The organism is Amycolatopsis anabasis (genome assembly GCF_009765355.1).
Lineage (GTDB): Bacteria > Actinomycetota > Actinomycetes > Mycobacteriales > Pseudonocardiaceae > Amycolatopsis > Amycolatopsis anabasis.
Window position 1 is genome coordinate 1 of sequence record NZ_VTHK01000041.1, and the last position, 18,445, is coordinate 18,445.

The 18,445-nt window shown below is 70.8% G+C and carries 15 protein-coding genes; 7 read left to right on the plus strand and 8 right to left on the minus strand.

The genetic code is table 11. The features are described 5' to 3' along the window. Positions 1–65: 65 nt before the first annotated feature. Positions 66–518, minus strand: a complete 453-nt coding sequence (locus tag FXO23_RS36925; RefSeq protein WP_158891038.1) for a MarR family winged helix-turn-helix transcriptional regulator — start codon at positions 516–518, stop codon at positions 66–68. 150 nt (positions 519–668) lie between these two features. Here FXO23_RS36925 and FXO23_RS36930 point away from each other — a divergent pair, with 150 nt between their 5' ends. Then, the gene (locus tag FXO23_RS36930) at positions 669–1,862 is read left to right on the plus strand and encodes an MFS transporter (RefSeq protein ID WP_158891040.1); all 1,194 of its coding nucleotides are present in this window, start codon (positions 669–671) and stop codon (positions 1,860–1,862) included. Positions 1,863–2,498: 636 nt separating this feature from the next. After that, a complete protein-coding gene (locus FXO23_RS36935; protein WP_246258253.1) occupies positions 2,499–5,471 on the plus strand; it encodes a PQQ-dependent sugar dehydrogenase in 2,973 nt (990 codons plus the stop codon). 143 nt (positions 5,472–5,614) lie between these two features. Here FXO23_RS36935 and FXO23_RS36940 read toward each other — a convergent pair whose 3' ends face one another. From FXO23_RS36940 to FXO23_RS36965, 6 genes are all read right to left on the minus strand, one after another. Continuing rightward, positions 5,615–5,842 carry a hypothetical protein gene (locus tag FXO23_RS36940; RefSeq protein ID WP_158891044.1) on the minus strand — a complete coding sequence of 76 codons (228 nt, stop codon included), beginning with the start codon at positions 5,840–5,842 and terminating at the stop codon, positions 5,615–5,617. 234 nt (positions 5,843–6,076) lie between these two features. After that, on the minus strand, positions 6,077–7,165 hold the full coding sequence (locus FXO23_RS36945; RefSeq protein WP_218952264.1) for a helix-turn-helix domain-containing protein: 1,089 nt from the start codon (positions 7,163–7,165) through the stop codon (positions 6,077–6,079). A 169-nt stretch (positions 7,166–7,334) separates the two neighbouring features. After that, the gene (locus FXO23_RS36950; protein ID WP_246258243.1) at positions 7,335–8,867 is read right to left on the minus strand and encodes a M14 family zinc carboxypeptidase; all 1,533 of its coding nucleotides are present in this window, start codon (positions 8,865–8,867) and stop codon (positions 7,335–7,337) included. Positions 8,868–8,955: 88 nt separating this feature from the next. Next, complete coding sequence (locus FXO23_RS36955) at positions 8,956–10,179, minus strand: metal-dependent hydrolase family protein (RefSeq protein WP_158891046.1); 1,224 nt, start codon at positions 10,177–10,179, stop codon at positions 8,956–8,958. Beyond that, on the minus strand, positions 10,176–11,543 hold the full coding sequence (locus FXO23_RS36960; protein WP_158891048.1) for an MFS transporter: 1,368 nt from the start codon (positions 11,541–11,543) through the stop codon (positions 10,176–10,178). The genes FXO23_RS36955 and FXO23_RS36960 overlap by 4 nt, the downstream gene beginning before the upstream one ends. A gap of 139 nt (positions 11,544–11,682) precedes the next feature. After that, the gene (locus tag FXO23_RS36965) at positions 11,683–13,002 is read right to left on the minus strand and encodes a cytochrome P450 (RefSeq protein WP_158891050.1); all 1,320 of its coding nucleotides are present in this window, start codon (positions 13,000–13,002) and stop codon (positions 11,683–11,685) included. 169 nt (positions 13,003–13,171) lie between these two features. Here FXO23_RS36965 and FXO23_RS36970 point away from each other — a divergent pair, with 169 nt between their 5' ends. Next, positions 13,172–13,651 (plus strand): riboflavin kinase, encoded by a 480-nt coding sequence (locus tag FXO23_RS36970; RefSeq protein WP_158891052.1) that lies wholly within the window; start codon positions 13,172–13,174, stop codon positions 13,649–13,651. Between the two features lie 24 nt (positions 13,652–13,675). Here FXO23_RS36970 and FXO23_RS36975 read toward each other — a convergent pair whose 3' ends face one another. Continuing rightward, a complete protein-coding gene (locus FXO23_RS36975; protein WP_158891156.1) occupies positions 13,676–14,839 on the minus strand; it encodes a S8 family peptidase in 1,164 nt (387 codons plus the stop codon). Positions 14,840–15,033: 194 nt separating this feature from the next. Between FXO23_RS36975 and FXO23_RS36980 the strand changes: the two genes are divergently transcribed. The 4 genes from FXO23_RS36980 to FXO23_RS36995 all read left to right on the plus strand — a co-directional run bounded on the left by FXO23_RS36980 (position 15,034) and on the right by FXO23_RS36995 (position 18,432). Beyond that, a complete protein-coding gene (locus FXO23_RS36980; protein WP_158891054.1) occupies positions 15,034–16,338 on the plus strand; it encodes an O-acetylhomoserine aminocarboxypropyltransferase/cysteine synthase family protein in 1,305 nt (434 codons plus the stop codon). Positions 16,339–16,405: 67 nt separating this feature from the next. After that, positions 16,406–17,191, plus strand: coding sequence for an alpha/beta fold hydrolase (locus tag FXO23_RS36985; RefSeq protein ID WP_246258244.1), 786 nt, complete (start codon positions 16,406–16,408; stop codon positions 17,189–17,191). 83 nt (positions 17,192–17,274) lie between these two features. After that, complete coding sequence (locus tag FXO23_RS36990; RefSeq protein WP_158891056.1) at positions 17,275–17,811, plus strand: GNAT family N-acetyltransferase; 537 nt, start codon at positions 17,275–17,277, stop codon at positions 17,809–17,811. A gap of 120 nt (positions 17,812–17,931) precedes the next feature. Then, complete coding sequence (locus FXO23_RS36995) at positions 17,932–18,432, plus strand: ArsR/SmtB family transcription factor (RefSeq protein WP_158891058.1); 501 nt, start codon at positions 17,932–17,934, stop codon at positions 18,430–18,432. Positions 18,433–18,445 lie beyond the last annotated feature (13 nt).

The following is an 18,445-nucleotide window of genomic DNA, read 5'->3' on the forward strand; positions in this document are numbered from 1 at the left end:
CACCCGGTCAACCCCACCCCACCAGCAAAAACCAAGATGAAAAATGCCCATTGGGGGACGTTTGGCTACGGGGTGGGGAGGGCGAGGGTGCCGAGGGCGGCGACCAGGGGGGCGAGTTCGGGCACCTGTTCGGCTTCGGCGAGCGCGTCGCCCAGGGTGCGGTCGTGCGTCGGGCGCGCGGTGTCCAGCAACGCGTGTCCGGCTTCGGTGACCTCGGTGTAGATGCCGCGGCGGTCGTCGGGGCACAGGTACCGCTGGAGCAGGCCGCGCTTCTCCAGCCGGGTGACCAGCCGGGTCGTCGCCGACTGGCTGAGCACCACCGCCCGGGAGAGCTGGTTCATCCGCATGTGCCAGCCGTCCTGGCGGGAAAGCACGTCGAGCACGCTGTACTCGCTCACCGACAGCTCGTGCTCGCGCTGCAACGCACGTTCGAGCGCGTCCTCGATCCGGGCGTGCAGCGCCGCCACCGTTCGCCATCCCTGGGCGCGTGCCTCCGCGGCGTCATCGTCCAGTGACACGGTTCACCTCTTCCTTGGCCATCGCCACCTTGCGCACAGCCTACTTGCATGCTGCACTATCACGCGTAAGCAATAAGCCGCGTGTGCAACTATCGCGGACGCCGGTTGTTGACGGCGCTACTTAGATACTACAGGAAGAAGGTACGTTTCATGCCTGTCGCCCTGCTCGCCCTGGCGATCAGCGCCTTCGGCATCGGCACCACCGAGTTCGTGATCATGGGGCTGCTCCCCGACGTCGCCCGCGACTTCGGGGTTTCGATCCCGTCGGCGGGCCTGCTCATCTCCGGCTACGCGCTCGGTGTCGTGATCGGCGCCCCGCTGCTCACGGCGGTCGGCGCCAAACTGCCGCGCAAGACCATCCTGGTCGCGCTGATGGTGCTGTTCATCGCCGGGAACCTGATCTCCGCGCTCGCCACCAGCTACTCGTTGCTGATGACCGGCCGGATCGTGGCCGCGCTTTCGCACGGCGCCTTCTTCGGCGTCGGCTCGGTGGTCGCCGCCGGACTCGTCGCCCCGGCGAAACGGGCGAGCGCGATCGCCTTGATGTTCACCGGGCTGACCGTCGCCAACGTCCTCGGCGTGCCGATGGGCACCGCGCTCGGCCAGCACTTCGGCTGGCGGTCCACGTTCTGGGCGGTCACCGCGCTCGGGGTGGCCGGTCTCGCCGGGATCGTGACGCTCGTGCCGCGGCAAGGGGCGGGGGAGTCCGGCGGCCTGCGCGGGGAACTCGCCGTGTTCCGCCGCCCGCAGGTGTGGCTCGCGCTCGCGACGACCGCGCTGGGCTTCGGCGGGGTGTTCGCCGCCTTCACCTACATCACGCCGATGATGACCGAGGTCGCCGGGTTCTCCGCCGGGACGGTCACCTGGTTGCTGGTGCTGTTCGGCGCGGGCCTGTTCGCCGGGAACCTGCTCGGCGGCAAGGCGGCGGATCGCGGGCTGATGCCGAGCCTGTACGTCTTCCTCGCCGCGCTGACCGCGGTGCTGGTGGTCTTCGTGTTCACCGCGCACGCGCAGGTTCCCGCGGCGATCACCCTCGCCCTGTTCGGGGCGGCCGGGTTCGCGACCGTGCCCTCGCTGCAAATGCGGGTGATGGAGAAGGCCGAAGGCGCACCAGCCCTCGCGTCGGCGGCGAACATCGCGGCCTTCAACCTCGGCAACGCCGGCGGCGCCTGGCTCGGCGGACTGGCCATCGACCACGGCCTCGGCTACACCGCGCCGAACTGGATCGGCGCCCTGCTCGCCGGATCGGGGCTCGTGGTCGCCGTGGTTTCCGGCCTGCTGGACCGCCGGACCCGGTCGACGGTCGCGGTGCCCACCGCCGACCAGGTGCCGATGACCGTCTGAACCGGCGGGAGGAAGGGACCGGGTCGTGAGTGTCCCGGCCGGTTCTACGTAACCGGTCTGTCCACTCACGACCCCAGCACTCGGCGCCCCTTGCTTGCACGGGCGAGGAGGCATGAGGAACAGGTTGTACTCCTGGTCGACGGTCGTCGTGGCCGGGGCGTTCGGGAAGTCGACGAACAGCATCGCGGCCTTGACCGGGCCGTCCGGCCGGGGGAAGTTCGCCCAGTTCGTCTTCCCCTCGGACAGGAAACCGCCGGACAAGGCACACGGGCCGGTCGGATCCGGAACGGCCGCCAGCGCGGGCGGCGACGGGATCCCGCCCAGCAGCACGGCGGCCAATACACACACAAAACCCAGTCTTCGTAAGGGTTTCCTCGACATCTCGGGTTCTCCTCGCGGGCAGGGGCGGGGTTGCCTCAGCAAGGGATCTACCAGTGCGCGCCGGATGCCGGAAGGCGTTCCGGTCGCCCTGTCACAAGATTGTCAAACGGGTACGGGGGTGAATCACGCACATGATCCGGATGATCTAGGTTGTCCGCACAAGCCGGGCACATTTCGGTAAAAGCCCCCAGAACGTGCAACGAACTGCGCCGTCCGGCCGAACTTCAGGCACGTTCGGAAGGGGCGATCATGGTGATGCGTCAAGTCGGCAGGTCGGCCGCGGTCTTCGTCTGCACTCTGCTCATGGCGGCGGGATTCCTCGTCGCGCTCCCGGCGCCGCTCGCGTCGTCGCTTCCGGCGCTGCCCGCCGGATTCGTGCTCCGGGACCAGGCCAGCGGCCAGGCCGCCTACGATCTGACCGACTTCGCCTACCTGCCGGACGGTTCGATGCTGACCACCGGCAAGAGCGGGCGGTTGGCCTGGGTCGCGGCGGACGGGCGCACCCGCACGATCGCCACGCTGCCGGTGCGCACCGACGGCGACCTCGGGCTGCTCAGCGTCGAACCGGCGCACGACTACGCCACCTCGCGGCAGATCTATCTCGCCCGGTCCGTGCCCAGCGGCGGCGCGCCGTTCACGCTGCGGCTGGCCCGGTGGACGGTGACCGGTGCGACCGAACCGACCGGCATCGCGCAGGAACAGGTCCTGCTCGAGTTCGCCGGGGACGTGCCGACCCACGCGCTGACCGGGATCGTCGCCGACGACGACGGAACGTTGTGGGTGACCAACGGGGACAACGCGAGCCCCGCGTTCGCGGACCGGCTGGCGTTGCGGTCCCTGGACATCAACGCGATCCAGGGCAAGCTCCTGCACATCACCTCGACCGGGCTCGGGGTGCCGGGCAACCCGTACTACGACCCGGCCAATCCCGCGTCGGTACGCAGCAAGGTCTACGCCAGCGGCCTGCGCAGCCCGTTCCGGCTGACCCTCGATCCGGGCAGCGGGCTGCCGATCGTCGGCGAGGTCGGCTGGAACGACTGGGAAGAGGTCGACATCGTGCTCCCCGGGCGGAGTTACGCGTGGCCGTGCTGGGAGGCGAACATCCCGACCCCCGGCTACAGCACGATGCCCGAATGCGCGGGCGTGCCGAACACCCCGCCGTTGTGGGCGTACCAGCACGGCAGCGCGAGCAACCAGGGCAACAGCGTCACCGGCGGGATCGTCTACAGTGGAACGAGCTATCCCGCGCAGTACCGGGGTGCGTACTTCTTCGGCGACTACGTGGGCAAGAAGATCTGGACGCTGCGGTACGACGCGCAGGGGAAACTGACCCAGGCGCCGCAGAACCCGCCGCTGGGCATCGATATCGGCGGCCCGGTGAAGTTCGCGGCGGCGCCCAACGGGGACATCGTCTACGCCGACATCTATTCCGCGACCCTGCGGCGACTGACCTACACGCAGGGCAACACCGCGCCGGTCGCCAAGGCCGCGACCAGCACGAATCCGGCCACCCGCACGGTCACGTTCGACGCGAGCGAATCGGTCGACTTCGACGGCGATCAGCTGACCTACCAGTGGAGTTTCGGCGACGGCACATCCGGGACCGGGGTGCGCGCCACGCACACGTATGCCGCGGGCGCCGACCAGTTCACCGCGGTGCTCACGGTGACCGATCCGCTCGGCGCCACCGGGAGCACGCAGATCACCGTGGCGCCGTCGAACAACTCGCCCGCCCTGCAACTGACCACACCGGGGAACGTGACGTTCGCGGTGGGCGAATCGATCGGCCTCGGCGCGACCGCGACCGACGCCGAGGACGGTGTGCTGCCGGTGAGCTGGACCAGCCGCACCGTCCATTGTCCGGACGACGCCACCTGCCACGCCCATCCCGGGGTGAGCGCGTCCACGGAGACCTTCAGCGCCGGGTTCACCGACCACACCGATTCGCGGATGGAGTTCACCGCGACGGCCACCGACAGCGCGGGCGTCGCGACCAGCGCGACCTATGTCGCCCGGCCGCGGGAACACCGGCTGACGCTGGTGAGCAACATTCCCGCGACGCTGCAGATTCCGGCGGAAGGCGGGGTCAGTTCGTCGATGGTCACCGAGGGCGCGACGCTCGACGTCGTCGCCGCGCCCGTCGCGGCCGATGGGGCGTCCCCGTTCGCCGGGTGGGCGGACGGGCCGGCGGCGACCACCCGGACGCTGACCATGGGCGCCGCGGACACCACGCTGACCGCCAACTACACCACGCCGATCGAGCAGCGGTACAACGCCGAACCCGCGTTGCGGCAACTGCTCGGCGCGCCGACCGGGCCGGAGACCGCCGATATCGGCGCGCGGTACCGCGCGTACGAACGGGGGCGGCTGTACTGGTCGCCGCAGACCGGCGTGCGCGAGGTGCACGGCGCGATCCTGGACAAGTACCTGCAACTCGGCGGCCCGGGCCGGTGGGGTGTGCCGGTCACCGACCAGACGGCCACCGCCGATGGCGCCGGCCAGTTCAACCACTTCACCCAGCGCGCCTCGATCTACTGGACCGCGGCGACCGGTGCGCGGGGAATCTGTTGCCAGATCCGGGAAACCTGGGCGGCGCTGGGCTGGGAACGCTCATATCTCGGCTACCCGGCCACGGACGAGACGGCGACGGCCGACGGGATCGGCCGGTTCAACCACTTCACGAACCGGGGCTCGATCTTCTGGTCCCCGGCCACCGGGGCGCAGGCCGTGTGCTGCCAGATCCGGGAACTCTGGTCGGCCCTGGGCTGGGAACGCTCGTACCTGGGTTATCCGGTCACCGGTGAGCTGGTCGCCCCGGACGGGGTGGGCCATTTCAACCACTTCGCCAACCGCGGTTCGATCTACTGGACCCCGTGGGCGGGTGCGGTGGCGACCTGTTGCCAGATCAGGGAGAAATGGGCCTCGATGGGCTGGGAGCGCTCGTACCTGGGGTACCCGGTGACCAGTGAACGGGTCACCCCGGACGGGATCGGGCACTACAACCACTTCACCAACCGCGGCTCGATCTACTGGACCCCGTTCGCCGGGGCGGTCGCGACCTGCTGCCAGATCCGCGAGCGCTGGGCCGCGCTCGGCTGGGAGCGGTCGTACCTCGGGTACCCGGTCAGCGACGAATTCGCCATCCCCGGCGGGAAACGGACCAACTACCAGTACGGCTACATCACCTGGACCGCCGCCACCGGCCGGGTGACCGACCGCCGCTACTAGCCACCCGCACCGCCCTCGCCCCGGGGGACCCCTCACCAACCGGGGCGAGGGCACCCATCCCCAATGCGGCCTTCGGGACACTCAACGCCCCGAAAGCCACATTGGGTACCTTGAGAGGAGCCCTCCGCGGTCAACCGGGAAGCTCAGTCGCCGCTTTCGTCGGACACCGGAATGCCGCTGAAAACTCCGCCGACACACAGCCGACCGGTCGGGCTCTCCTCCGATTCCTCCGCGTCGCCGCCACCTTTCTCGCAAAGCTCTTCGGTGACGGTATTCTGTGGGGATGCGGTCGCAACGGCCGTCACGGGGGCGCTGAGCACCAGTGCGAGGCCCGCCGCGAAAGCTCCCGCGGCGGCAACAATGCGTTTCATTCCGAACTCTCCCTTTCGATGTTTCTCATCGGTGTCGGTGACACCAAGACACACCCAGGGTCAGCCGAACCTCGGTCACCCCCAAACGAGGTTCACCGCATTGTCGGGGGACCTCACACCCATAGCGCAAACCCGCCGCGCTCGGTCACCGGATTCCTACCCGATCACGCGATCAAGCACCGGTCCGTACCGGCACAGCCCGTCGTCGGATACCGGAGGCTTGCGTGCGCCCGGTCAGCGAGTGTCTGGTGTGGACAGTCGATGGGCGAGTTCGCGGACTTCGGGGTCGCGGCCCCAGGTGGCGAGCAGGCGGTGGCGGAGACCGCGGAGTTCACCGCGGACAAGGGAATTGCGCGACGACGGGGGAACGGCGAGGGTGGCTTCGACCGCTTGCGCCGCCGCGTCCGGTTCGCCCGCGTAGGCGTGGGCGTCGGCGAGGCGGGCGGCGAACAGCGCGCGGTTGGGCCACATCTCGGCCGGGGTGCGCTCGAAAGCGTCCCGCGCGGCGTCGACCGCGTGGTCGGCGAGGGCGCGGTGACCGTGCGCGGCGAGGTCGCGGTAGCAGGCGGCCCGGATGCTCTGGAGCATGGCGACGCCGTACGGCCTGGCGAGCCAGGGCGCGTCCGCCGGATCGGTTCGTCCGGCCAGGTTCGCCGCGAGCGCGAGCCGGTTCGCGCAGCGGCCGCGTTCGCCGAGGCCCGCGAACGCCCGGGCTTCCAGGATCGCGGCCAGGAAACCCGTCCACGGCCGCCCGGCGCCGGTCTCGTGCGCCGCCCGGGCGTACCCGAGCGCGCGCACCTGATCGCCCGCCGCCCGCGCGACCACGCCGATCCGGGTCTGCGGATCCGCCGCCAGGCCGTGATCATCGGCACCCTTCGCCCAGCCCAACGCCCGCCCGAACCACGTCATCGCGAGGTCGCGCTGGCCGTTCTCGAACCGGGCCCACCCGGCGCGGTATCCGTACCGCCCGGCCAGTCGCAGCACCTCGGTCTGATGGGGCGAACTCGTCGAGAGCCAGCCCATCAGTAAACGCAGGTGACTTTCCAGCGCCTCGACGATCCCGGCCCCGCCGAGCGTGTCGTCGAACCGTTCGTAGGCGGTGAGCAGCAGGTCGAACTCGCGGATCGAGTCCGGGCAGGCGTCCCCGCCCCGGGCGACGTTCCGGTGTGCGGCTTCGAGCGACGACCACCGGAGCCCGTGCTCGACCTTGCTGATCAGGGAATGGTGGTGGCCGACCAGGCGACCTAACCGGGCCTGGGTCAGCCCGGCGGCTTCCCGGTGCTCCCGCAGGAGGCGCCCGAACTCCACCCGGGCATCGGTCACGCTCGCTCCTCCGCGGGTTCGCGCGCGTCCGCGATCGTGTCGCCAGGGCGCGATTTGGCAACCCCTCGCACGTCGGCGACAAGGGCGCCCTGCCGCCCCGATAGCGGGGCCTGTCGGCCGGGGCGCGCTCCGTGGTCCACTCGGGTGCCGCGACTTGACTCAGCGAGTTTCACGCGGCGCACGCGGCGAGGTCCACCGGAACCTGCTGCCCCCGCCGCACGAGCACCTTCGTGGTGACCGCCACCGGCTTACCGGGTGGCGCGCAGGTGAGCGTCCACGACTCGTCGAGCATCCCGTTCTCGGCGGGCCGCGTCGACGGGTTGACGTCCCAGGTGAACCGGCCGCCGGAAGGCACGGTCAGCGCCGATTCCAGATGCGTCGGCACCGGTTGCCCGGTCGCCGTGGTCAGGGTGAAGTCCTTGGTGATCCGCAAGGTCGATCCGGCGGGCGCGGAACCGGTGAGCACCCCGTGCCGCGTCCGGTCCGCGGCGGCTTCGGCCGCGCGCAGGTACAGTTCGCGCAATCCCAGCCGCGTCCCGGTGCCCATGTACTGGTCCACCACGCCGGGGCCGAAGGCCGGGTGGAAGTTCCCGGTCCCGATCTCCACGGTGAACCCGAAACCGGCGGTCGCGTAGTACGACCAGCGTTCGGTCATCCCGCCGACCCGCAGCGCCGAGGAGCCGTAGCCGTTGGCCGAGCTCAGCCGGGTGCCCAGCGCGCTGTAGAGGTCCTCCTCCGGCCCGGCCGGGCGCAGCACGACCTCGCCGTAGGTGTGGTTGCTGATCAGCGCGGTCGCCTGCAGGCCGGACACCAGATCGCGGACATTGGTGACCTCCGGTTCGGAGAACGGTCCCGCGCCGCGGTAGGTCTCGGAGCCCCGGTTCGCGCTGGATCCGTTGTCGCCCCAGGCCGCGCCGTAGTTGCGGTTGGGGTCGACGCCGTAGGACCGGTTCGCCGACGCCGCGCATTCGCCCGGACCGGGGAGCTGCCCGTCGCGCACCCGGCAGTTCTTGCGCTTCATCTCGTATGTCAGGCCCCGCGAGATCGCGAAACCGTCCGGGTTCACCATAGGCACGACGACCACCCGGAGCTGGTCGAGCAGTCCGGTGACGCGCGCGTCCGTGCCGTCGTTCTTCAGCAGGTCGTAGGCGAACTCCAAGGTCACCTCCGAGGACGGCCACTCCCGGGCGTGATGCACCCCGGTGACCACCAGGACCGGTTTGTGCGCCGACGCGGCGACGTCGTGGGAGATCTCCAGCCCGCGCACGGTCCGGTTCTCCAACGTGCGGTGGGGCAGGGTGAAGGTCCGGGCCGCCTTCGGGTAGGTCGACGCGAGCCGGTCGAGGTCGGTGTCGTAGTCGGCGAACGCGCGGTAGGCGGTGCGGCCGCTCGGCAGCGTGGAGACCGCGACGGACCGGGCGTAGGCCGCGTCCGCCGCCCGGGTCCGCGCGGCGTCGGCGGTGAGGTCGGCGACCAGCGTGTGCCACCGGAAACCTTTCTGCCGCAGGTGTTCCGCGTCGGCGCGGCCGTGCAGGACGACGTCCGCGGTGCCGTCCACGGCGTCCAGGCCGAGCGCGGCGACCTGCTCGGGTGACGCGTCGACGCGCACCAGGGAGATCCGGTCGTCCGGGGCCGCGGCCGCCGGGGCGGTGAGCGTGGCTGCCAGGGTCAGGGCGGCAATCGGGAGAAGGAAGGATCGCATCGGCGCCTCCAGCCCGTGGTGATGAGTGGACCAGACCATAGGGCGGTACCGGGCGGAGGTGGCGGTTCTGGCGGGTACCCGCCAGGTCCTACCGACGATCGACGGTCACCTCGCCGGACTGGATCACCGCCCGCAGGTGCGTCTCCGGATCGGCGAGCACGCCGAGATCGTCGAGCGGATTGCCGTCCACGATGATCAGGTCGGCGAGCGCGCCGATCGCCAGCGTGCCGATTTCCCCGGCGCGCCCGAGGAGTTCGGCCGCGGTGGCGGTCGCCGAGCGGATCACCTCGACCGGCGACAGCACCTCGCCGCGCAACCGGAACTCCGTGCTCTGGTGCCGGTGCATCCCGCCCAGCAGATCGCTGCCGTACGCCATCCGCACCCCGCCGCGCGCCGCTCTGTCCACAGCGGACAGTCCGGCGTCCAGCACGACGTCGACCTTCTCCCACATCCGGCGGGTGAGCCCGAAGTCCATGCCCTCCTCCTTGAGGGCCCAGTAGGTCACCAGGGTCGGCACCAGGAAGGCGTTATGCGCGACGAACAGTTCCACGCTGCGGTCGTCGAGCAGGTTGCCGTGCTCGATCGAGCGGACACCCGCCTCCAGCGCCCGGTTGACCGCGCGGGCGGTGTAGGCGTGCGCGGCGACGTACCGGTTGGCGGCCTCGGCCTCCTCGACCGCCGCGCGCAGTTCGGCCATCGAGTACTGCGTCGAATCGATCCGGTCGGTCGGCGAGGCCACCCCGCCCGAGGCCATCACCTTGATGTGGTGGGCACCCTTGCGCAGCTCGTCGCGGGCCGCCGCGCGCACCGCGTCGACGCCATCGGCGATCCGGCCGAGCCCGGCGCAGCACGGGTGGTCGTTGACGACCTGCGTACCGCGGCCGCGGGCGTCGCCGTGCCCGCCGGTCTGGCTCAACGCCTTGCCGCAGAACAGGATCCGCGGTCCGCTGAGCAGCCCCTCGCGCTGCGCGTCGGCCAGCCCGAAGTCCGCGCCCGACGCGTCCCGCACGGTGGTGAATCCGCGTTCGGCCATCCCGCGCAGGATCCGGGCGGCGTGCGCGCCGACGTAGTACGGGCTCCAGCCGGGGAGCGCGCCCAGGTCACCGGTCGCGGCGGTGACGTGCACGTGCGCGTCGATCAGGCCGGGCAGCACGACCGCGCCGCCGAGCTCGAGCACCCGGGCGCCGGCCGGGGCGCGGAGCCCGGGCCCGGATTCGGCGATCCGGCCGTCCACCGCGAGCAGATCGCCCTCGCGGCATTCGGCGTTCTCCGGATCGAGCAGTACGGCGTCGCGCAGGAGCAACGCGGTCATCGGGCCTCCCGTTCGGTGAGTTCCTCCAGGGACCGGCCCGCGGTGGACAGGCCGAAGACGAGCACCCCGGCGACGCCGACCGCGAGCACCGTGGTGGTCAGCACGAACACGCCGCCGAAGCCCAGCGCGCTCGCGAAGAACCCGATGACCGACGGGGCGAGGATGCTGCCGAACCGCCCGAACGAACTGGACAGTCCGGTGCCGGTCGCGCGGATCCAGGTGGGGAAGACCTCGGGGGTGTAGGAGTACAGCCCCGCGTAGGTTCCGTTGAGGAAGAACGACAGCACCGCGCCGGACACCATGATCGGCACCGGATCGTCCAGCCGGCTGAGCCAGAACGCGGCGGCCGCGGAACCGGCCAGGTACAGGGCGATGGTGTTCTTGCGGTCCAGGCGTTCGCCGAGCCACGCCGCGGAGAAGTAACCGGGCACCTGGGCCAGGTAGATCACGATGGCGAACTCGAAGCTCTTGGTCACCGTGATGCCGCGGTCCACCAGCAGGGTCGGGATCCAGGAGAAGAAGCCGTAGTAGGCGAAGGTGATCACGAACCAGAGCAGCCAGGTGATCGCCGTGCGGCGCGCCATCCGGCGGCCCCACAGGAACCGCAGCGCCGTGCCGAGGCCGACCTTGGCCGCGGCCTGGACGCCCGGGCGGTCCTCGGTCTCCGGGACCGGGGGCAGCGGGCGCCCGGTGGCCCGTTCGGTCTCCCGCTCCATCGCCGCGACCACCGCTTCGGCCGCTTCCGGACGGCCGCGCGCCAGCAGGTAGCGAGGCGATTCGGGCAGCGAACGCCGCCACCACAGCAGCAACAGGATCGGCAGCGCGGTGATCACCTGCGCCCACCGCCAGCCTTCCGGAACCGTCGGCACCACGAACCGCCCGATCAGCGCGGCCGCGACGAAACCGAACGAGAAGAACCCGGCCAGGGCGCCGACGAACCAGCCGCGGCGCGCGGGCGCGATGAACTCGGCCAGGAACGGCGCGATGATGGCGCTTTCCGCGCCAGTGCCCACCCCGGCGAGCACCCGCGCGCCGAGGAACACCTCGAAGTTCGGCGCGCCCGCGGCGATCAGGGTGAAGAAGCAGTAGACGGCCAGCGCGCCCATCATCACCGCCCGGCGGCCGATCCGGTCGCCGAGCAGCCCGGCGAGCGCCGCGCCGAACAGGAATCCGAACGGGGTGGCCGAGCCGATCAGGCCCAGTTCGCCGTTGCTCAGCGCCCATTCCGCCTTGACGCTGGGCAGCAGGAACGCCACCACCGCGGCGTCCATCCCGTCGAACGTGTAGCCCAGGCCGCCGAGCAGGAGGAGCCGGTGGTGCGGGCGGCTCAGCGGGAGCCGGTCCAGCCGGGCGAGCAACGACATGCGAGGCACGCTAGCGCCCGAACCTGATCTTGCCGAGCCCTTTGCGCCCGCCACTTCGCCGCCGAAGTGCGGGGTCGTGAGCGGCTAGACCGGTTCTAACCGGCGTAAACACTCACGACACGTGCGCGCGCTTTCGGGGTCAGCGCGGGGTGAGGTGCATGCGGATGTCGTCGCGGGCCCAGAGGACGAAACGTTCGACCGGGACCACCTGGTGCCCGGGCGCCAGCCGGAACTCGAAACGCTTCAACAGCACCGCGAGCATGAGCTTGATCTCGACCATGGCCAGCGCGGCGCCCTCGCAGCTGCGCGGCCCGAAGCCGAACGGGACGAACGCGAACCGGGGCCGTTCCCGCGCGGCCCCGGGCAGGAACCGGTCGGGGTCGAACCGCTCGGGATCCGGCCAGTGGCGTGGATTCAGGTGAATCGCCCAGATCGGATACATCAGGGTCGTCCCCGCCGGAACGAGGTGCTCCCCGAGTTCCAGATCCTCGACGAGTTCCCGCGCCGCGTACGGGCCCGGCGGGTACCGCCGCATCGACTCCTTGAGCACGCGTTCCAGGTACTCCAGCTCGCCGAGCTGGCCGTACTCGGGCGCGGGCCGGTCACCGAGCACGCGATCGAGTTCCGCGTGCACGCGCGCGGCGATCTCGGGGTGCTGGGACAGCAGGTACAACGCCCACGACGCGGCCACGCCCGACGTGTGGTACCCGGCCATCATCACCACGAGCGCGCTGTCCCGGATCCGTGCCGGGGAGAGGTCGCTCTCGGCCAGCATGCTCACCAGATCGGACCGGTCGGCACCGCCGGCCGATTCGAGGATCCGGGTGACCGTGCCCCGCACCTGCGCCAGGGCCTGCTCGGCGCGCGCCCGCCGTTCGGAGTCGGAATACGGCGACGGCAACCGGTACTGGCGACCGATGAACTCCTCGAGCAACCCCTTGAACGCGGCGGCCGTGTCGCGCGCGGCCTCGTCCGAGGACAGCTCGCTGCCCAGCGCGTACTGGCAGATCATCCGCAGCGACAGCTCGCTCAGATCCTGTTGCAGCGCGACTTCGCGGCACCCGGCCCAGCGCTGCGCCTGCGCGAGGGTGAGCCGGGTGAACGCCGCGAACTGCGTCTCGTGCGAGCGGTGGTTGCCGAGCACGGTCAGCAGCAACCGCCGCCACGGCACGTGCTCGGCCTCCGGCAGCGTTTGCAGGTTCCCCGCCTCGAACAGCGGCGTCAGGAACTCGAAGAGCTCGTCCGGCCGCCGGTTGATCCGCGAGGTCTGGACCAGCAGTTCCGGATCGGCCACCGAGACGACCCGCGTGCCGGGCAGGTGGAATTCGGCGACCGGACCGTACCGTTCGTGCAGGTCGAGCTGGAACGTGTGCAGCCCGCCCGCCGCGGCGATGTCGGCGAGGTTGCCGTCCTGCGGATTGGGTGGGGGACCGGGGATCGCCCGGTGACCGGAAGCCATAAGGGCATGCTGACCGCCGCCCGGGCGACCTGGCAATCCGCCGTTCAGCCCGCTTCGGCCGCGGCCGGAGTGCGCTTCACCACGGCCGTCGTGCCCTCGTATCCGGTGTTCCCGCGGTTATCCTCGACCCCGGCACCTGGCCGCCGCGCCGCGCAGAAGAGGAGATTTCGTGGGAGACACTGAGCCGCCCGCCGCGGAGATCCTGGTGGTCCGCGGGGTGGTCGAAACCGGTGACCAGCGTGGCCGGGTCCTGGGCTTCCCCACCGCGAACCTCGGGCTGGCCGACGAGGCCGGCGAAACCGGCGAAGGCGTGTGGGCGGGCTGGGTGCTGCGGGCGGACGGGCAGCCGCACCCGGCCGCGGTCTCGGTGGGCCGCCGCCCGACCTACTACGGGAGCGCGGGGCTCCGGCTGGTCGAAGCGCATCTGCTCGATTTCTCCGGCGACCTGTACGGCGAGACGCTGGTCGTCCTGCTCATGCGGCGCCTGCGCTCGCAGGAGGCCTTCGAGTCGAGCGAAGCCCTGATCGAGGCGCTCACCCGCGATGTCGAAAACGCCAAGGACTGGCTCGGTTCGCATCCCGCACCGCACCTGACCGACGACCAGTTGCGCATCGGCCCCAACCGGCTGGTGGGTGTCCGGGTCGGCTGATCCGCCCCGGACACCCACGGCCGGTCAGTTGCCGGTGTAGAGCAACCGGTTCGGCGAACCGGATCCCGGGTTCTTCACCAGATCCGGCGTCGCGGCCTGGACCAGGGCGCCTTCCACCTGTGCCGGGGTTGCGCCGGGGTGGGCCGCCAGGTACAGCGCGGCGGCCCCGGCCGCGTGCGGCGCGGCGAAGGACGTCCCGTTCCCGGTGTAGGTGGCCGTGTCGCCGCCGTTCCACGCCGAGGTGATGCTCACGCCCGGGGCGAACAGGTCGACCACCTTCCCGTAGTTGGAGAAGGACGCCCGGGTGTCGGCCTTGTCGGTCGCGCCGACGGTGATCGCCTCGGTCACCCGGGCCGGGGAGGACGTCGACGCGTCCCGGTTCGAATTGCCCGCGGCGATCGTCCAGGTCACGCCGGAGGCCACCGAATCGCGCACGGCCTTGTCCAGGCTGGTGGACACGCCGCCACCGAGGCTCGCGTTCGCCACGGCCGGCTTCTCCGCGTTCTTGGTGATCCAGTTGACGCCCGCGATGACCTGCTCGGTCGTGCCGCTGCCGTTGGAATCCAGCACCCGGACCGGGTGGAGGTGGGCGCCCTTGGCGACGCCGTATTCGGCACCGGCGATCGTCCCGGCCACATGGGTGCCGTGGCCGTACCCGTCGTCGGCGTCGGTGTCGTTGTCGACGAAGTCGTAGCCCCGCCCGACCCGGCCCCCGAAGGTCTGGTGGGTGGCCCGGATCCCGGTGTCCAGGACGTAGACGTGCACTGTGGACGCGGTCGTCGAGTACCGGTAGGCGTTGTCGAGCGGCAGCTTGCGCTGGTCCGCCCGGTCCAGCCCCCAGGACGGCGGGTTCTGCTGCGTGTCCTCGACGTGGACGACCTTGTTCTGCTCGACGTAGGCGACGGCCGGATCGGCCGCCAACCGGCGTGCCTGCCGTTCGTTCGCCCGCACGGAGAATCCGCTGAAAGAATCCGAGTACACCAGGCCCAGCTTTCCGCCGAACCGGTTCGCGAGTCCGGTGGCCTTGCTCACGATTTCTCCCGAACCCGGTTTCAACGCGACGATATAACTATCCGGCACCGAACCCTCCGCAGCGGCGCCGAGAATGGAACCTTCGGCCGCCTGAGCGGGGCCGGCGGTGAAAATCGTGGCGGTAATGGCCGCGCCGGCTATTCCGGCGCCCGCCATTCTTCGCAGGTATCCGCGCACTTGTTGCTCCCTGTCCCTCGCTGGTTTGCCGGAGTTTTCCCGGCGATTTCGATGCTATGGGCGGGCCGCTAATCCGGATAGGGATTGGTGCGGGCGTCCGAGATGTGAGAACGGCGCGAGCGGGCCGTCATACGGCATACTCTCGGCAAGGCCGCCACCCGGACAGGAGAAAAATGTCAGAATCGACGCCGCGCTGGTCGTTCGAAACGCGGCAGATTCACGCCGGATCCCGACCCGATCCGGCGACCGGGGCCCGCGCGACCCCGATCTACCAGACCAGCTCCTTCGTTTTCGACGACGCCGAGCACGCGGCGGCCGCGTTCGCGTTGCGGGATCTGGAGACGCACGCGTACAGCCGGTTGTCGAACCCGACCACCGCGGTCGTGGAGGAACGCCTGGCCGATCTGGAGAACGGCGTGGCCGCGGTGGCGGTGGCGAGCGGTCAGGCGGCCTCGGCGCTGGCCCTGCTGAACCTCGCGCGGGCGGGCGATCACGTGGTCTCCGCGGCCACGCTGTACGGCGGAACGTACAACCTGTTCGCCTACACCCTGGCCGATCTGGGGATCACCGTCGACTTCGTCACCGACCCGGACGACCTCGGCCAGTGGCGGGCGGCGCTGCGGCCCGGCACCAGGGCGCTCTACGCCGAGACCGTGGGAAATCCCGGCGGCAACGTGCTCGACATCGCCGCGGTGGCCGAGGTCGCGCACGAGGCCGGGGTGCCGCTGGTGGTGGACAACACCGTCCCCACGCCGTACCTGGCCCGGCCGATCGACCACGGCGCCGATTTCGTCGTGCATTCCACCACGAAGTTCCTGTCCGGGCACGGCACCGGGATCGGCGGGATCATCGTGGACGGCGGCCGGTTCGACTTCCGCGCGGAACCGGATCGCTGGCCCCAGCTCAACCGGCCCGATCCCAGCTACCACGGCCTGGTCTTCGGCGACGAGTTCGGCGAACTCGGCTACCTCCTGCGGCTGCGCACGAAACTCGTCCGGGACCTCGGGCCCGCGGTGTCCCCGTTCAACAGTTTCCTGCTGCTGCAAGGGATCGAGACGCTGTCCCTGCGGATGGAACGGCAGGTCGCCTCGGCCCGGATCCTCGCCGAGCGGCTCGCCGGTCATCCCCGGGTCGAGCGCGTGCACTACGCCGGGCTGCCGGGCAGCCCCTGGTACGACGCGGCGAAGCGGTACCTGCCGGACGGGGTCGGGGCGGTGCTGGCCTTCGAGATCGCCGGTGGCGCGGACGCGGGCCGCCGGTTCGTCGACGGGTTGCGCCTGTTCAGCCACCTGGCCAACATCGGCGACGTGCGCAGCCTGGTCATCCATCCGGCGTCCACCACGCACGCCCAGTTGGACGAGCGGCAGCAACGCGAATCCGGGGTGACGCCCGGGCTGATCCGGCTTTCCGTCGGGCTGGAGGGCGTGGACGACCTGGTGGACGATCTGGAGCGCGGCTTCCGCGCGGCACACGGCTGACATCGGAGGAGGCGGGAGCGTGGCGTTGTTCGCGGGAAAGACCGGGACTGTCCACTATCGACAGTGGGTGCCGGAGGGACCCCAGGCACTGGTGGTGTTCTTCCACGGCCTGGGCGAGCACATCGGATCGTACGAGCCGTTCGCGGCGGCGCTCAACGCGGCCGGGATCGCGGTCTGGGCGCACGACCACGCGGGCCACGGGCGCAGCGAAGGGGAGCGGGTGCTGGTCACCCGGATCGACGATCTGCTCGAGGACGCCGAACGCCTGGTCGCCCTGGCCCGCGCGGCGCACCCCGCGCTTCCGTTCGTCCTCGCCGGTCATTCGCTGGGGTCGACCGTGGCGGCGCTGCTCACCGCGGAACGCCTGTGGCCCGCCGGGGTGCGCCCGGCTTCGCTGGTGCTCGCCGGATCCGGCCTGGTTCAGGTGTCCGATGTGGACAACGCGCTGGCGGCACTGCTGGCGAGCGGGATCGATCCGTGGGATTTGCGCAAGGATCCCGGCGAACTGACCCGGAACGAGGCGTACGCCCAGCAGGTCCGCGACGATCCGCTGACCTGGCAGGGCGGGCTCCGGGTGGAAACGCTCACCGCCCTGGGCGAGGCCGGGGTCCGGCTCGGCGACGCGGTCGAGTCCCGGGCGTTGCCGTTGCCCGTGCTCCTGCTGCACGGCGAGGCCGACGACCTGGCGCCCGCGGCGGGCGCCCGGCGCGCCGCCGAACTCCTGCCCGATGCCCGCGCGGTGATCTTCCCGCACGACCGGCACAACATCCTCAACGAGATCGATCGCGACGAGGTCTACCGCGTGCTGACCGACTTCGTCGCCCGGACCACCGCGCACGCCGGTTCGCGATAGCCGTTTGTCCTTAGTGGACGGTTCCGGACATCGTTACCGGAACGTGGGTTGCGCCGGTCGGGGACACCCGCGACGGTGGAGTCGTGCCGTCCGAATCCCGTCCGGTCGTCCGGACCGCCAGCGTCACCGACGCCGCCGCGATCGCCGAGATCCACGTACTGTCCTGGCAGGCGGCGTATGCCGGGCACCTGCCCGGTGAGTTCCTGGCCGGGCTTTCCGTCGACGACCGCCGGGAGCGCTGGGCGGGACGGCTGGTCACCGGCCCGCGGCCCGGCGGGGTCTTCGTGGTGACGCTCGAGGACGAGGTGACCGGTTTCGTCGCGGTCGGTCCCAGCCGGGACACCGACGCCGTGCCCGGGACGGCCGAACTGCACGCGATCTACCTGCACCCGCACCATTGGCACCGCGGCCAGGGGCGCCTGCTGCACGACCACGCGCTGGCCGAACTCGCCGATCAGGGGTTCCACCGGGTGACCCTGTGGGTCCTGCGCACGAACGCCCTGGCCCGCCAGTTCTACGAACGGGCAGGCTGGTCCCCGGACGGCGCCACGAAGACCGACACCATCGGCGACCGCGACCTCCCGCTCGCCGAAGTCCGCTACCGGAAACCCCTCCGCTAGCCGAGCGAACTGTCATGAGGGGACCCCTCCAGACAAAATCTGTCCGGAGGGGTCCCCTCATGACAGCCGACTAGCGACGCAAGGTTTACAAGAATTACGTAATTCTGTAGGTTCGGGTTCGTGGACGCGGAGACGGCGGAACGGTTCGCCGCACTGGAGGAGCGCGTCGCCCGGCTGGAAGGGGGCGCGGGCGGGCCGGATCCGGAGACCTTCTGGGCCTTGCACGGCCTGCGCGACCGGCTCACCGAGCGAACCGGGGGCGTGCTCTTCACCGGTTCGGTGCACCTGCCGACCGGCGAGCACTACGAATGGCAGCAGGGCGCCCGCACCGAAGCCCTGCTCGAGGCGGACTGGGCCGAATCGGGCGCCGCCTTCGCCGCGCTGGGGCACCCGGTCCGGCTGCAGCTGCTCCGGCACGTCCTCGCGGGCACGCACGCGGTCACCGAGTTGCAGGAACTCGATTCCGTCGGCACCACCGGCCAGCTCTACCACCACCTCAAGCAACTGGTCGCCGCCGGCTGGCTGCGCACCGCGAGCCGGGGCCGCTATCAGGTGCCCGGCGAGCGGATCGTGCCGCTGCTGGTGCTGCTCGCGGCGGCCCACCCGCCGATGCCGCAGTAATTACGAAAAACTG